This window comes from Bacillus sp. B4EP4a (assembly GCF_006680105.1).
Classification (GTDB): domain Bacteria; phylum Bacillota; class Bacilli; order Bacillales; family DSM-1321; genus Peribacillus; species Peribacillus simplex_E.
In genome coordinates, this window is the sequence record NZ_VHIK01000010.1 from 107365 (window position 1) to 123144 (window position 15780).

At 38.6% G+C, this 15780-nt stretch carries 15 protein-coding genes and 1 pseudogene; 4 read left to right on the forward strand and 12 right to left on the reverse strand.

Going from position 1 to position 15780, the window contains the following annotated elements; genetic code table 11:
• Positions 1-83 precede the first annotated feature (83 nt).
• Positions 84-1136: an ion channel gene (locus FNK51_RS05205; RefSeq protein WP_181762189.1), complete on the forward strand. Its 1053-nt coding sequence runs from the start codon at positions 84-86 to the stop codon at positions 1134-1136.
• Between the two features lie 188 nt (positions 1137-1324).
• On the opposite strand, the gene FNK51_RS05210 is transcribed toward FNK51_RS05205, so the two are convergent.
• The 6 genes from FNK51_RS05210 to FNK51_RS05235 form a co-directional block, all read right to left on the reverse strand.
• The gene (locus FNK51_RS05210; RefSeq protein ID WP_141992655.1) at positions 1325-2830 is read right to left on the reverse strand and encodes a malate:quinone oxidoreductase; all 1506 of its coding nucleotides are present in this window, start codon (positions 2828-2830) and stop codon (positions 1325-1327) included.
• A gap of 598 nt (positions 2831-3428) precedes the next feature.
• The gene (coaA, locus tag FNK51_RS05215; protein ID WP_141992656.1) at positions 3429-4349 is read right to left on the reverse strand and encodes a type I pantothenate kinase; all 921 of its coding nucleotides are present in this window, start codon (positions 4347-4349) and stop codon (positions 3429-3431) included.
• 175 nt (positions 4350-4524) lie between these two features.
• Positions 4525-4818: an RNA polymerase alpha subunit C-terminal domain-containing protein gene (locus FNK51_RS05220; protein ID WP_141992657.1), complete on the reverse strand. Its 294-nt coding sequence runs from the start codon at positions 4816-4818 to the stop codon at positions 4525-4527.
• A gap of 384 nt (positions 4819-5202) precedes the next feature.
• Positions 5203-6600, reverse strand: coding sequence for an amino acid permease (locus tag FNK51_RS05225; protein WP_141992658.1), 1398 nt, complete (start codon positions 6598-6600; stop codon positions 5203-5205).
• Positions 6601-6931: 331 nt separating this feature from the next.
• On the reverse strand, positions 6932-7891 hold the full coding sequence (locus FNK51_RS05230; RefSeq protein ID WP_098370510.1) for an L-threonine 3-dehydrogenase: 960 nt from the start codon (positions 7889-7891) through the stop codon (positions 6932-6934).
• A 44-nt stretch (positions 7892-7935) separates the two neighbouring features.
• On the reverse strand, positions 7936-9126 hold the full coding sequence (locus FNK51_RS05235; RefSeq protein WP_098370509.1) for a glycine C-acetyltransferase: 1191 nt from the start codon (positions 9124-9126) through the stop codon (positions 7936-7938).
• A gap of 375 nt (positions 9127-9501) precedes the next feature.
• Here FNK51_RS05235 and FNK51_RS27085 point away from each other — a divergent pair, with 375 nt between their 5' ends.
• Positions 9502-9633 carry a hypothetical protein gene (locus FNK51_RS27085; protein WP_257790335.1) on the forward strand — a complete coding sequence of 44 codons (132 nt, stop codon included), beginning with the start codon at positions 9502-9504 and terminating at the stop codon, positions 9631-9633.
• Between the two features lie 92 nt (positions 9634-9725).
• Here the strand turns inward: FNK51_RS27085 and FNK51_RS05240 are convergent, their stop codons facing one another.
• Complete coding sequence (locus FNK51_RS05240; RefSeq protein ID WP_098370508.1) at positions 9726-9926, reverse strand: hypothetical protein; 201 nt, start codon at positions 9924-9926, stop codon at positions 9726-9728.
• 275 nt (positions 9927-10201) lie between these two features.
• Here FNK51_RS05240 and FNK51_RS05245 point away from each other — a divergent pair.
• Positions 10202-11094: pseudogene (locus FNK51_RS05245) on the forward strand (3-hydroxyacyl-CoA dehydrogenase).
• A gap of 172 nt (positions 11095-11266) precedes the next feature.
• On the opposite strand, the gene FNK51_RS05250 reads toward FNK51_RS05245, so the two are convergent.
• The 5 genes from FNK51_RS05250 to FNK51_RS05270 all read right to left on the reverse strand — a co-directional run bounded on the left by FNK51_RS05250 (position 11267) and on the right by FNK51_RS05270 (position 15484).
• Positions 11267-11788, reverse strand: coding sequence for a YehS family protein (locus tag FNK51_RS05250; protein ID WP_141992659.1), 522 nt, complete (start codon positions 11786-11788; stop codon positions 11267-11269).
• A gap of 116 nt (positions 11789-11904) precedes the next feature.
• On the reverse strand, positions 11905-13290 hold the full coding sequence (gene rlmD, locus FNK51_RS05255) for a 23S rRNA (uracil(1939)-C(5))-methyltransferase RlmD (protein WP_141992660.1): 1386 nt from the start codon (positions 13288-13290) through the stop codon (positions 11905-11907).
• On the reverse strand, positions 13287-14171 hold the full coding sequence (locus tag FNK51_RS05260) for a DNA-3-methyladenine glycosylase family protein (protein ID WP_098370504.1): 885 nt from the start codon (positions 14169-14171) through the stop codon (positions 13287-13289). The genes rlmD and FNK51_RS05260 overlap by 4 nt, the downstream gene beginning before the upstream one ends.
• A 122-nt stretch (positions 14172-14293) precedes the next feature.
• The gene (pdaA, locus tag FNK51_RS05265) at positions 14294-15079 is read right to left on the reverse strand and encodes a delta-lactam-biosynthetic de-N-acetylase (RefSeq protein ID WP_377412602.1); all 786 of its coding nucleotides are present in this window, start codon (positions 15077-15079) and stop codon (positions 14294-14296) included.
• A gap of 219 nt (positions 15080-15298) precedes the next feature.
• Entirely contained in the window at positions 15299-15484 is a 186-nt protein-coding gene (locus FNK51_RS05270; RefSeq protein WP_098370503.1) for a hypothetical protein, read from the reverse strand.
• A gap of 111 nt (positions 15485-15595) precedes the next feature.
• Here FNK51_RS05270 and FNK51_RS26400 point away from each other — a divergent pair, with 111 nt between their 5' ends.
• On the forward strand, positions 15596-15733 hold the full coding sequence (locus FNK51_RS26400; protein WP_181762190.1) for a hypothetical protein: 138 nt from the start codon (positions 15596-15598) through the stop codon (positions 15731-15733).
• Positions 15734-15780 lie beyond the last annotated feature (47 nt).

Genomic DNA, 15780 nt, shown 5'->3' on the forward strand with positions numbered 1-15780 from the left:
TTTTTACACTTACGTTTAATTAATTGTTAAATTGGGGAAATATAAATTTAATCAATGATGACTTGAAAACTAGGATGGGTATGATGAGGATTACGGTAAAAAAAATAATATATTACCTGATTAAATTAAGAGGTAGAATCTTTATACCATTTGCCATTTTATATATATTACTTGCTGCGTATGTTGCTTATTCTATAGAGCCACAGACGTTCGAATCATATTTAACCTCGGTTTACTGGGTTCTTACAACGCTTGCTACGGTTGGTTTTGGAGACTATGCACCGGTCACCGATCTTGGAAAAGCATTTACCATTGGTCTTTACATCACGGGTATTGGGCTTGTTAGTCTTTTTATTGGAAAAATCATTAAATCTGTATATCTTATCGAAAAACGTAAAGTTGGTGGAAAAATGAAATATACAGGTAAAAATCATATCATTTTGATTGGATGGAGTGATAAATCAAAATCAGCACTCCAAGAAATTTTTAAATCTGATGAAACCATTGACATTGTAATCATCGATAACTTGGAAAAAGCTCCTATGTTGGAGGAGCGTCTGTTTTATGTTCGCGGGGATGCTACCGATGAAGAAACATTACTCCGTGCAAATCTGCCTAGAGCAAAAGGCGTTATCATTTTTGCTGACCAAATAACACAAGATAATTATGCTACAAAAGACCCGTTACTCGTCGATGGAAAGACATTATTAGTTGCCACTGCCATAACGGCCATTGAGGAAAAAACGAGTACGTCCATTCATGTCACCGCCGAAGTGATCAATCAAAAGCATATTCGTTTATTCGAGCGTGTAAAGGTGGATGAGTTTATTCCTACACAAGAAATGATCTCCCACGCAGCAGTACGATCATTATTTTCTCATGGAGTCATCCATATGTATTCTGAACTTATGAGCACAAAGTATGAAGAAACCATGTATGAGATTTCTAAAAAAGATGAATGGAAAACCTATCGTGATGCGTTCATAGATCTACTTAATAAAGGAGCCACACTGGTAGCAGATCGTGGTGATCTTAACATAAACCAAAAATTAGATGAACGAATTCCTGACGATGCACAGCTTTTCGTCATTTGCGATAAAGAGACCATTTCCCAAATAAATTCAAATACACATTAGAATCTTTGGGGATGCTATAATAGCATCCCTTATTGATTTTTCTTATTAAACTATACTGCGCCTTTAGTCAAACCTTCCCTTTCGAAGTAAGCATCCTTATTTGAATAAGCTTCAAGACAAAAAAGAACCTTCAATCAAAGATAGATTAAAGGTTCTGTTGTTTTTAATTTCAATGCCACTTCCAAAAATTAACTATAAACTAGCTCTTTTTTTTTGCTTAGACCAAGCGTCTCTGAAGTTGAATTTTGAATTTCGTTCAGAAGCTCTGGATTTTCCAATAGTGACTCTCCATAAGAAGGAATCATTTCTTTAATTTTTGGTTCCCACTCTTCCATACGTTGCGGGAAGCATTTATTAATTACCTCAAGCATAACGTGAACAGCAGTAGAAGCACCTGGAGATGCACCTAGCAATGCTGCAATCGAGCCATCGGATGCACTGACAACTTCCGTACCAAATTGAAGTGTACCTTTGCCGCCTTCTGCAGTATCTTTGATAACTTGTACACGTTGGCCAGCTACTACTAAATCCCAATCCTCGCTCTTAGCGTTCGGGATGAACTCTCGTAACTCTTCCATGCGCTGTTCTTTCGATAACATAACCTGCTGGATCAGGTACTTTGTCAATGGCATCTCTTTTGCGCCTGCCGCCAACATAGTTAAAACATTATTCGGTTTTACGGAAGTTATTAAATCGAACATTGAACCTGTTTTTAGGAACTTCGGTGAGAAGCCCGCAAATGGTCCAAATAGCAACGATTTTTTATTGTCGATAAAACGTGTATCAAGATGCGGAACAGACATTGGCGGTGCACCAACTTTAGCTTTTCCGTATACTTTTCCATGATGCTGCTCAACAACTTCAGGATTATTACATACCATGAAGTATCCGCTTACTGGGAATCCGCCGATATGTTTCCCTTCAGGAATACCGGATTTTTGCAGCAAATGCAAGCTTCCGCCCCCGCCTCCGATAAAGACGAATTTAGCATTATGGCGTTCTACGCTACCAGTATCGACATTACGCACTTTTAATTCCCATGAGCCATCGCTGGCACGTTTAACATTATCAACACTATGTTTATATTTGATATCGACGTTTTTAGTCTTTAGATGGTCAAACAACATGCGTGTTAAAGCACCAAAGTTAACGTCTGTACCGTAATCAATTTTTGTTGCCGCTATAGAATCATTCGATGGACGGTCTTGCATAATAAGTGGAATCCATTCCATCAGTTTTGCTGGGTCATCGGAATACTCCATACCTTGGAACAGAGGATTTTTTGACAGCGCTTCAAAACGTTTCTTTAAGAACGCTACATTTTTATCCCCTTGTACCATACTCATATGAGGCAATGGCATGATAAAGTCTTGCGGATTATCAATCAGCTTACAGTTTACAAGATACGACCAAAACTGCAATGAAACTTGGAACTGTTCATTAATTTTAATTGCTTTGCTAATATCTATAGATCCGTCAGATTTTTCGGATGTATAGTTAAGCTCGCACAGTGCAGAATGTCCCGTACCCGCATTATTCCATTCGTTAGAGCTTTCTTCTCCTGCGTTTGCAAGCTTCTCAAATACTTTGATTTCCCATTCCGGTGCTAACTCTTTCAGTAATGATCCCAAAGTCGCGCTCATGACTCCGCCGCCAATTAAGATAACGTCTGTTTGTTTCTGTATGTTGCTCATTATAACCTTCCTTATCCCCTATATTTGCAAAAAAGATGTAGGCGCTCCTGTTTAGGTGTCACCAAAAGCCAGGCATGAACTAGGAACACACCTTTTCTGTCTCCTTATAACTATATCATAATCTATTATTATTATTTCATAGATTAAAATATTCTACTATTACTTTTTTTGCTAAAAAATTGATTTTGTGAAGAAATTAGCTTAAACTTATCCGCCATGATAGTCGAAGAAAAAGATTTCTTCAGCAGATTGCTCTTATTGAAGGAAGAAACTGTTAGTGAAATAATATTGACACATCAGAAAAAGTAACGAAAATACACATTTATTGACAAAATCGGAAGTGAAATTAGAAGTTTCTGTAACCATTTCCCGAAAAAACAAGGACCTTCCTGAAATTGCTAAACTACTACCTTTTTAACTTGGATCATAAATTTCACCCAATAATTAGATATTATAACAATACCAATAATTACTGATAATTAAACCAATATTAGGTACGGTCATTGAAAATATTCCTAATTTTAAGACTTATTGCATAGTCCCTTAAAAATGAAATTTTATCCTTTATTGTTATTACAAAAAAACATTATTTAAGTTTTCATTTTCGCAAATAGATATTTTCAGCTTTGTGATCTGATCCTTTTTTTAAAACGAGTTTTGCCCGTCCTTTTGTCGGCAGTATATTTTCATGTAAATTTTTCAAATTAATTTCTTCCCAAATTTGGGTCGCTTGTTTAATGGCTTGTTCTTTAGACAAGTCAATATAACGATGAAAATAGGATTCGGGACTTTGAAATGCGGTCTTTTGAAGTAAAAGGAACCTTTCAACATACCACCGCTCTATGTCATTTGCGTCTGCATCTACATAAAGTGAGAAATCAAAAAAGTCACTGACGAATACTTGATTCTCCTTATCAACTTGAAGAACATTAATACCTTCCACTATTAAAATATCCGGATTACAGATAGTCTGCACTTCATTTGGCAAAATGTCATACTTCAAATGTGAGTAAATTGGAACTTCCACTTTATTTTTTCCCGCTTTTACATCCCCGATAAGATTAATTAATTTTTGAGTGTCATAACTTTCAGGAAACCCTTTTCTTTTCATCAGTCCTTTTTCTTCTAAAAGATCATTTGGGTACAAAAAACCGTCGGTAGTGACAAGACCTACGTTTCTATGATTATCCCATCTAGATAATAAGGTCTGAAGTAACCTTGCTGTCGTACTCTTTCCTACAGCAACACTCCCTGCAATTCCAATGATATAAGGTACTTTTTTATCATTAGTTTTTAGAAATGAAGAAGTGGATGTATTAAGCTGCTGAGATGCTTCAACATATAAATTGATTAAACGAGTCAAGGGCAAGTAAACCTCTTCTACTTCCTGAATGGATATTTCTTCATTTATGCCTTTTAAGTTATCCAATTCTTCTTCAGTTAAAGGAAGAGGCGTATGGTTTCGCAAAGATGCCCACTTTTTTCGATTGAATTCATAATAGGGAGTATAGGAACTCATGTTTTTCGCTACCTCACTTTTTAGAGTTACTATCAGTTTAACAAGGATGATGTCCATAAAAAAAGAGTTCCTGACCCCTTATTTACATAAAGACCCTATGACTTGATAAAGAAAATGAATGTATGGAACCAGCTGGCATAAAAGGCGTTCCTGCAAGATTAAACATTATAGGTGGTTAATCTTTGAATGATAACCCACCTGCCTCCAGAGCATCCCTAAGTTTAGGTAAAGAAGCTGGTCCCATACCGTGAAACTTCAAAATCTCTTTTTCACTATATGTTGATAGCCGATGCAAAGAGGTTATCCCGTTATTTTCCAATGCTCGTCTGGCTGGTGCCGAAAGCAATGAAAGAAATCCGGTGTCAGGTTTGCGTTCTTGCTCACATACAGGGCAGGTCGGACAGTCGCTGGATTTATAGTATTTGTGACCCTTTTCGCAAGTCCTCAAATTCTTCTTTGAAGTTGTCATTGTCAATGTCTCCTTTTCTTATGATTTTTAACATTCTATCTTAAGAAGTAATAACATCGCAGTTATCTTACGCTAAACTTTTGCGGAAACGTATACTGATGTCACTAACTAGATTGCCCTGACCTTTCTCCATTCATCATAGCCCAGAAAGCTTTTAATTAACTAAGGGAGCCCAACAAGAACCATTACTTACTGTTTTCAATTGCTTCTCGGGATATATCCAAGGTCACTATACACCTCATATATCCAACAAGCAATATCTATAGCACAACTTTCATCTTCAACTATCATTTTATCATCTCTTTTCAAAACTAAACTGCCCTTTTAGTTTCATTGGAAAAGGGCTGCCGAAGCAACCCTTTGCAAAACCAAGTGAATTATAGATTAACCCACTTTATCTTCCTTCTGAGCCATTGTCTGAGCATCGGCTTGTACACGCTTGCCTATTCCAAAAGCGAAATAACTAATTACAACGATAGCAAGAAAACCTATTCCAACCATTAGTGATATACGTGTGTCATCATTAAACCACATACCGATTAATACCATAATCAAGAATGCGATGGTCAGGTAGTTTGTAACAGGTGCAAATGGCATTTTGAATGGATGATTGTGCATTTCAGCTTTTTTAATTTTCCTGAATTGAATTTGGCTGATCAGAATGACAAACCACGGAATCATACCAGGAAGCACACTCGCACTATATACATGCACAAATAAATTTTCTGGTGCAATATAACTTAAAACAACCCCAATCGCTAACCCGACTATCACTCCGAACGTACCAAATAAAGGTACACCGCTATTAGATACTTTCGCAAAGAATTTTGGCGCTTGGCCATTCATCCCTAATGTGTAAAGCATACGTCCTGCACTGTAAATACCACTATTGCAGCCAGACATAGCAGCCGTGATTACGACAAAATTAATGATTCCAGCTGCTGCCGTGATACCAACTTTCGCAAAAGTAGCAACAAATGGACTGCCAATCGCACTTAATTGATCCCAAGGGTAAACGGTTACAATAATGAAAATCGCACCGATATAGAAAATTAAAATACGCCAAATGGTACTTTGAATCGCTTTGGTTATCGTTTTTTGCGGATCTTTTGCTTCACCAGCCGTAATTCCGATTAATTCTACACCTTGATAAGCGGCAACCACCAGTGAGAGAGCAAAGAAGAAGCCCTTCCAACCACCTGTAAATAAACCACCATGTTCCCAAAGATTCGATAATCCTAAGGCTTCCCCTCCGTTACCGATTCCAAAGAAAATAAGTCCAAATCCTGCAACGATCATTAATATAATCGTTACGATTTTAATCAGTGCAAACCAAAATTCAATTTCCCCAAAGGATTTAACGGAAATTAAGTTCGCTGCTCCAAGAATCACCATTGCGATTAAACCTGGAATCCAAGCCGGGAGATCAGGGAACCAATACTGCATGTACGTCCCCACTGCAATTATTTCTGCCATCCCGACAATAACCCACTGGAACCAGTTACTCCATGCAGTCATATACCCTGCCAATGGATGAATGTACTTATAACCAAATGTTGCAAATGAACCTGTACTTGGCTCTAAATACAACATTTCCCCCATTGCACGCATGATTAAGAATATAAAAATCCCAGAGATCGCATAAGCTAACATTACTGACGGACCTGTCCATTGAATCGTGCTGGCTGAACCCATAAATAAACCGACACCAATAGTTCCGCCCAAAGCGATCATCTGAATATGACGACCTTTCAAGTCCCTATTCAAATCTTTGTTTGCCATTCCATTTCCCCCTACACTACTAATAGTCGAAATTTAATGCAAGATGCTTAATACACTCCCTATTTAGTATAGAAATGATATAGCAGGCTCCATTTTTTTAATCTTTCTTAAAGCTGCCTCATAAAATCATTCTTCACTCTTAAGCATTCCTGACAGTTAGAAAGATTACTATCAAATTTCATGTTATATCTTAATTCTGTTCAAGGTGTAATAGAAAGCGCTTACTTTTTATCGTTTATAACAGCCCACCCCTTATACGTTAAAATTCCTCTGTATAAAGTAACTCGAATAAAAGAGTATTGCAACTCTTTTATTCGGCTGGCGTGTTAATTCATGCTGTTACTAAAAGGGACTTCAATCTCAGCTTCAACAACATATCATTCGTCATTTTCTCTAAATCATATTCCGCCTTGAATCCCCACTCTTCCTTTGCACAAGTTGAATCTATTGTATTTGGCCAACTATCGGCAATGGATTGTCTTACAGGATCGACCTCATAATTCATGACAAATTCCGGAATATGCCTTTTGATCTCGGCTGCAATTTGCTCCGGATCAAAGCTCATGGCTGACACATTGAAAGAATTGCGATGTTTTAATTTTGAGGCATCTGCCTCCATTAGATTAATGATGGCAGCTAAAGCATCAGGCATATACATCATATCCATATACGTTCCCTTATCAATGTAAGAAGTATATCGCTTGTTTTTAATCGCTTCATAGTAAATTTCAACTGCATAGTCGGTAGTTCCACCGCCAGGAGGTGTGACATACGAAATCAGTCCCGGGAATCGAAGCCCCCTCGTATCAACCCCAAATTTATGATGATAATAATCACATAATAACTCTCCGGATACTTTATTCACTCCGTACATCGTATTCGGTCGTTGAATGATGTCTTGCGGTGTCCAATCTTTAGGAGTGGTTGGACCAAACGCACCAATCGAACTAGGTGTGAATAATTGGCAATCGAGTTCCCGTGCCGATTCCAAAGCATTGACCAATCCGCCCATGTTTAAATGCCAAGCTAAAAGAGGTTTCTTTTCAGCTGTTGCTGACAATAAAGCGGCTAAATGTATAATTGTATCCACTTCATGTTTTTTTGCCATGTTAAACATCGCTTTTTCATCTGTAACATCTAAAATCTCAAATGGACCTGATTGGGCAACATCGCTGTCCGTTTTTCGAATATCTGTTGCAATGATATTGTCAGCTCCATAAATCTCTCTCATTTTCAGCGTCAGTTCTGAACCAATTTGACCTAAAGCCCCCGTTACTAAGACCTTTTTCATCAAAAATCCCTCCCTATGTTTTAAACTCTGAAACAAGCAATCTCTTATATGATCGACATCTCTTTTCCTACTTTTTCATAAATGGCTATTGCACGGTCCAGCATCTCTTTTGTATGAGCTGCAGTAGGCATATTCCTCACTCTTCCTGTACCCTTTGGAACGGTAGGGAATACGATGGATTTAGCATACACACCTTCTTCATTCAGCCTCTTGCTGAATTGCTGCGTTTTTGCTTCATCCCCTATGATGCAAGGCGTAATCGGTGTTTCGCTCTCCCCGATATCAAACCCTAATTCCTTTAGGCCTTTTTTCAAGTAATCACTGTTTTCCCACAGCTTATTTTGAAGTTCTGAGCTATTCATCAAAATATCGATGGCTTCTATACTAGCTGCAACTGCTCCCGGTGTGGCAGCCGTTGAAAATAAAAATGGACGGCTTCTCACTTTTAACCAATCAATCAAATCTTTCTTTCCTGCTACATAGCCTCCAACAACACCAATTGCTTTGGATAATGTTCCAATTTGGAAATCCACTTTATCCGATAACCCAAAATGTTTTACCGTTCCTGCACCATTACCTAATACACCCGATCCATGTGCATCATCAACATAAGTAATTAAGTCAAACTCCTCTGCAATCTCCACAATTTCAGGAAGCTTGGCAATATCCCCGTCCATCGAGAAAACTCCATCGGTAATGATCATGACTTTGTTATACAATCCGGACTCCTTTGCTTGGCGTGCTTTTGTCCGTAAATCGTCCATGTCGGAATGGATAAAGGGAATAATTTTCGCCTTGGATAATCGGCATCCATCAATGATTGAAGCATGGTTCAGTTCATCTGAAAGAATGGCGTCATGTTTATCCATCACTCCTGAAATCGCTGCCATATTACAGTTAAATCCAGATTGATAAGCAATGGCTGCTTCTGTATGTTTAAACTCGGCAAGCTTTTCTTCTAATTTGACGTGAATATCCAATGTTCCGTTGATCGTACGAACGGCACCGGCACCGACACCATATGTTTTCGTCGCTTCTATGCAAGCCTCTATTAATCGTCTATCTGTTGCTAAACCTAAATAATTATTGGATGATAAATTAATTAACTCCCTGCCTGCAATGGTGATTACCGGACCATTTGGACCTTCCACCGGATCAATAACGTTGTATAGTCCCTTTTCTTTTAAATCTTCCAAATTTTCTTTCAAAAATTGATTTAATACTTCACTTGACATTTAATATACCCCCTCATTGATGGCTGGAATAAATGCAGGATTTTTATATGTTTTACCCCTATTTAAAAAATATTGTATTTATTTCCTTTTTTCTAAAAATACAGGTGTCTTCTCCAAAAACACACAAAGGATTAACCTAAATCCCTTTATACTAAGTGTTATAACAATCATAATAATAGATAATTTTAATGTTGTCCATATTGCACGGACAAAAAAATCGGAATTTTTGTAGTTTTACAATAAACATTCGCCTAAAATGCGCTTATATCAACGGAAATACGAAGAGAAAATAATCATCAATTTTCAATGTGAACGATGTTTTATCTTCTGTTTTTTGGAGACATTAACAAATAACTACAACTAAGGAGGGGTATTGTGAAAACAGAAGATGAAAAAACCTCGGAAGGCCTAAATGAGATTTTTGAGATTATTAATGCAAAAGGTGACATTGGGGAACTAAAAGAAATCGTCCAAAAATCTGATGAACAAACAAATGAAGACAAGTAAACTAAGGGGTATAATTATCCTCTTTTTTGTCTGTTTTACATTGTACTAATGGACGCTTAAGTCCATTACAACAATAAAAAAAGAGCTGCTGATCAACTTAGGATATTGAAGTTACGTTCAAGTACAAAGAAATCAAAAAAAACAAAAAAGTTATGCACATTATCAGGAGGAAAGTTTGAAAAATTAGGATTTTTTCTATTTCCTTCTTCCTTTATCCACACCTTGTGATTTTCTACAATGTAACAGCCAAGCGGTCTTTCCTCTGAATAACCCATTAACAGCTCAATGGCCATCCATTGGTCCACCCCTGGAATTCTTTTCGATTGAAATGCAATAGGCAACTTTCCTTTCATGATGTAATGAGCAAAACATACAAGCTATGCAAAGAGATAGGCAAAAGTTATGAAGAATGTCCTACATCTGAGAAGGTTTGTTACGTTCTTAACATACGTTTATCAGGTTTCATTAAGGGAAAATAACGTATATCAAGCTAATTCCTGCATCTATTTTCAAGATAAGTGAAATAATTAACAAGAAGTGATATTCAAAGAAATAAAGGAGAATGGCTGTGAAATATAAAAATATCACGATTGCCGGCAGCGGTGTTTTAGGAAGTCAGATCGCATTTCAAACCGCCTTCAAAGGATTCAACGTATCTGTATATGACATCAATGATGAAGCATTGGAACGTGCAAAAGATAGGATCACTAATTTGAAGCCATACTATAAAGAAGACATAGGCGCAACGGAGGAAGATCTCAATACTGCTTATGCCCGCATTTCTTTCCACAGTGATTTATCTGCTGCAGTATCCGAAGCTGACCTTGTGATTGAAGCGATTCCAGAAGTGGTTCAAATCAAAACGGATTTTTACACGGAGTTAGGAAAAGTGGCTCCTAATAAAACAATTTTCGCGACGAACTCTTCAACATTATTGCCAAGCCAATTTGCCGAAGCAACAGGCCGTCCAAAAAAATTCCTGGCGTTACATTTCGCTTATGAGATCTGGAAAAACAATACGGCAGAAATCATGAAACATCCTGGAACGGATAGTGAAGTGTTCGATGAAGTGATTGATTTTGCAAAAGCGATTGGAATGGTTCCTCTGCCTTTACATAAAGAGCAGCCAGGCTATATTTTGAATTCCTTACTGGTCCCCCTTTTGTATGCTGCCCAAATGCTCTTATTAAAAGGAGTGGCAGATACGGAAACCATCGATAAAACGTGGATGGTCGCAACAGGAGCGCCTCTTGGCCCTTTCGCCATTTTAGACGTGGTAGGAATCAATACCGCTTATAATATTTCACTTGCGAAAGCGACAGGTGATCCAGAGGTTGAAAAGCTGGCTAACCTATTGAAAACAGAGTATATCGATAAGGGAAAATCGGTAGAGAAGCAGGAGAAGGCTTCTATAAATATCCCAACCCCAATTTCGTAAAACCAGACTTTTTAAGAGGTTAATGAACGTGCGAAGGTGCATTAAGGGTGCCTTCTGTTTTTTAACTTTCGAACTTTCCAATGACTTCAATAACGTTCATACTAAAAGAAAAAGACCCTGAAATCGGAAAAGTACTTTTCACGAAATCAAAGTCTAATTGTAATGATGTGCATGATAAAAACAGTTACTGAACCCTTATCCCCTATATCTCAAAGTTAATCCTTTTAAGAAATTCCTGGCGTATCGATCCCCGCACTCTTTATAATTCCTATGACCCACTTTTCTTAATATAGCGCTTAATTCCCCTTTTGTTATCATGACACCTGCTTCGTCCAAGATATCAATCATATCCTCGCTGGTTAATGTCAATGCTATTTTCAGTTTCTTCAGAAGGATATTATTCACACTTTCCTTAATCTTTACATCCGGTGCCTGACTTTGAGGCTGACCAGGTTTTGGCTCTTGTCTCCCTCTTTTAAAAATGATCAAACCATTTAAAAAGGACTCTAACATCATGTTATTGCAGTTTACCCCATCTTCATCTTCATCCATACCATCATCATATTCATCATAATAATCATCTTTTGGTTTTGTGAGCATCTGCATGACTTCTTCTCTTGTCACTTCAATATCCCCGAGCTTAAATATCTCAACCATATCCTTATTTTTAATATCCAGCGCATACCTTAATCGAATTAATATATCATGATTATGCATCCAAAACCCTCCTATGTATTTCTCGATTTCACAGTACTTTCATTATTTCACAAATGGATGGAAATAAACGCAGATTAAAATCCGAGAATCTTTTACAGATTCCCGGATCACTCTGCTTATTCTTTAATCAGCTTCAATGAGGTTACTACTTCAACATGGCTCGTCTGCGGGAACATGTCCACCGGCTGCATGGCCTCCACGCGATAAGAAGAGCCTAGTTCTTGTAAGTCCTTCGCCAATGTGGACGGGTTGCATGATACGTACACAATGGTTTTCGGTTTAACTTTCAAGATTGTCTGCAGTAATGATTGATCACAGCCGGATCTTGGCGGGTCGACGACCAGTACGTCCGGTTTCCAGCCTTCTTTGGTCCAGCTTGGAAGGATATTCTCGGCTTTGCCTGTTTCATAGAAAACATTGTTGCGTTTATGTTTTTTTGCATTTTTCTTGGCGTCCTCAATGGATTCTTTAATGACGTCCATTCCTCTGACTTCTTTGGCATTTTCGGACAGCCATAGGCCAATGGTCCCAACACCACAATAAGCGTCAACCACTTTTTCCGTGCCGGTTAAGGCTGCTGCTTTTTTCACTTCATCATATAAGCGAACAGTTTGGACCGGGTTAAGTTGGAAGAAAGTACGGGCTGATAGTTCGTATGATAGGTCACCCAATGTTTCGTTGATGACTTTTTCACCTGCCAGGTGAATCGTTTTTTCGCCAAAGATAAGTGATGTGTTCTGGTTGTTGATGTTTTGAACGACCGATTTCACTTCTGGCAGTTGGTCACGAATTTGTTTAAGCAACTGATCTTTTTGTGGAATTTCTTCCGCACCAGTAACGAGGACAACCTGTACTTCACCTGTTTCAAAGCCTACCCGTGTAATGACCGTACGGATAACACCTTTTCTTTTTCTTTCGTTATAAATCGAGATGTTCAGGTTCTTTAGTATCTTTTTCACTGTACGCGTTACCTTATTTGTTGCCTTATGCTGTACAAGGCAATTCGGGATATCGATCAGTGTGTGGGAATTCAAGCCGTAAAGGCCAGCAATCAATTTGCCATCTTTTTGGCCGACTTGGTACTGACTCTTATTGCGATAATTCCAAGGATCTTCCATGCCGATCGTTTCTTTTACATTTAATGAAGAAACTGGGAATTTTGAATGACGTTCCATCGCTTGAATGACGATATCGCGTTTTTCAATAAGCTGCTGGGCATAACTTAAATGCTGTAACTGACATCCGCCGCATTCAGCGTAAACCGGACATGGTGCTGCAATGCGATGCGGTGATTCTTTACGGATGGTTTTTATTTTCGCCTCGGTGAAGTTTGGCTGAACCTTTGTGACCATAGCTACAATTTCTTCACCAGGCAATGCACCTGGGACGAAGACGACTTTCTTTTTGAAATAACCGACTCCCTCCCCGTTAATGCCAAGCCGTTTAATCGTAAGGGGAAGGGTTTGATTTACTTCCAGTTTTGTATCTTGAATGTTTGTCATTTCTTTTCACTCCGTTTTTCAATGCTTCTCCACAAATAGAGGGAAGCGTAGCTTAGATATGGGGCCCATTTCACACTATAGGACTCCATTTCTTCTTGGGTCGGCTTTTGCGGTAAGCCATATAATATTTTCAAGGCATTTTGAATGCCAATATCGGCTTTAGGAAATAGGTTCGGCCGGCCAAGTCCAAAAAGCAGGAAGTTTTCAGCCGTCCATCTACCGATACCGCGTATTTTTATTAGTGTATCCATAACCTCTTGATCGGATAGCTTTTCCATTATATCAAGGTTGAGATGGCCTTGAATGATCTGCTCGGAAAGACCGATGACGTATTCGGCTTTTCGGCCACTGAATTGAATGGCTCTTAATTGTTCGATTTGAAGTTGGGCTGTTGTTTCCGGTGTCGGATAAAACCATGCACCTTCCATCTGGTAGCCGAAGGTTTTAACGAATCGTTCCGTGAGCGTATGGGCAAAGGATAAGTTCAATTGCTGATGTATGATGCATTTGACGAGGCAACTGTAGTAATCGAAGTCCAAGACTATGGCAGTACCGCGGTGTTCTTCGAAGATTCCCCTTAAATCTGATTCCCGGAAATGCCGGGAAACGCCTTCTAATGGCTGATGCCAATGAAAAACCTTTTTTAACCGTTCGATTGCTTTTGACTTGTAAACCTCTGAATGACCTTTGATGATAAAAGAAGGTTCATCGATATTTCCTATTGCCTGAACCTGCAAAACGATTGGTTCTTTTTCTATATATAGCGGAACTTTTACCGTCCTGTTAGTAAAATCAACTACCTGAAGTGGGTCTAACGATAATCGTTCGAGAACTAGATCGAAATTATAGGGTCCTTGAACCTGTAATTTTTCTGTCCACACAAGCGATCCATCCTTTAGCAGTTTTCCACGTATTATAGCATGTTTCCAGAAATATTACTTGAAATTGAAGAGAATGGATAAAAGCGGGACCTGAATTATCACTACAGGACCCGCTTCTCATCTTAATAAAGCATTCGGTTTGGCAACCGTTTCTCAATCATTAAATCATCAAGGCTACTGAATGTGTACCCCTGTTTTTCAAGATCCGTCAGAATTGAGTCCAATGCTTCCGCATTATCCTTCGATACGGTATGCAGTAATAAAATCGCGCCAGGATGAATCTGCTTAAGCACTTCATCGTGTGCGAACGCGGCACCCTTTTGTTGATCAACAATCCAGTCTTTATATGCCAGTGACCAGAAGATGTGGTAATACCCTTCTTTTTTTGCAACCCTCATTGTTCTCTCATTAAATACCCCACGAGGCGGCCTTAAGTAATTCATTCCCTTTTGCCCCGTTAATTTTTCCGTTGCTTTTTTTACCCGCTCAAGCTCCATGCGTATCACATCGTCCGTCACGCTGGTCATATCCGGATGGTTCCATGAATGGTTTCCTACGATATGCCCCTCATTAGCCATACGGACAACAAGCTCAGGTGCGGTCTTTAAATAATGACCCGTTACAAAAAAAGCTCCAGGAGCGCCATGTTTTTTCAGAACATCTAAAATCTGGGCCGTATAGCCATTTTCATAACCGTTATCAAACGTTAAATAAACGGCTTTTTTCTTTGTATCCCCTTTATAAATCGCTTCATATTCAGGCAGCATTTCATTGAATTTTTTACCGGCATCGGCAGGTGTCCCATTTTTTCCTTTATTGAAACCCCAGTTATAGGATTCTGCAAAAGCTGGGCTTGCCAAAGAGCATATCAAGCATATAAAAGCGGATAAAATCACCATTTTTTTCATTGGAATATCCCCCATGTCCTTTTTTCTTATTGTTTGGAACATGAAGATTTATATGCATGATATTGTGAATGTCGAATTATTGGTCCAGGGTCTAATTTACTACGCTCAGGGACAAATTTTAGTACCGCGGGCCGAATTATTAAAGGTATTTCCCCGCAAAACCTTAATCCACATAAAAAAGGCCTATCCTCGAAAAAGGATTGGCCCCCCATGCTTTGTTTATCCTTTAAATAACGCTTGTGCCGCCTTCCAAATAATGGCGATAGCGAAAATGAGAACGATTACAATTCCGACTACGTCAAGGAATGTTTCAAGACCGGAGAAAATCGTATTTGCCACAGGAAGCTTGATGAAAGCAAAACCGGTTAACATGGCGATAAAGTATAAGATGTAGCTATTCTGCATGAAAATCCCCCCTTTCTCTTTTAATGTATGTGCGAGCGTTCCAAAAGATTGTACTTTTTTGAGTTAATTATCGCCTTTTTTTTCATATACATTTAGCAAGGGGGGAATGAAATGCTGGAATGGGTTATCACTATAGGCTTTGTTGGTTGTCTTGGTTTAGGTGGCGGAGTGTTTGTTCATTTTGTGAAAAGTGGATTGAATTTAGAGGATGCTTCAAGGATCGATCCACTGCCGGAAATCGAAAAGTAAGATATGCAAAAGACGCTCAACCGTTTGGTGAGCGTCTTTTTCCATAC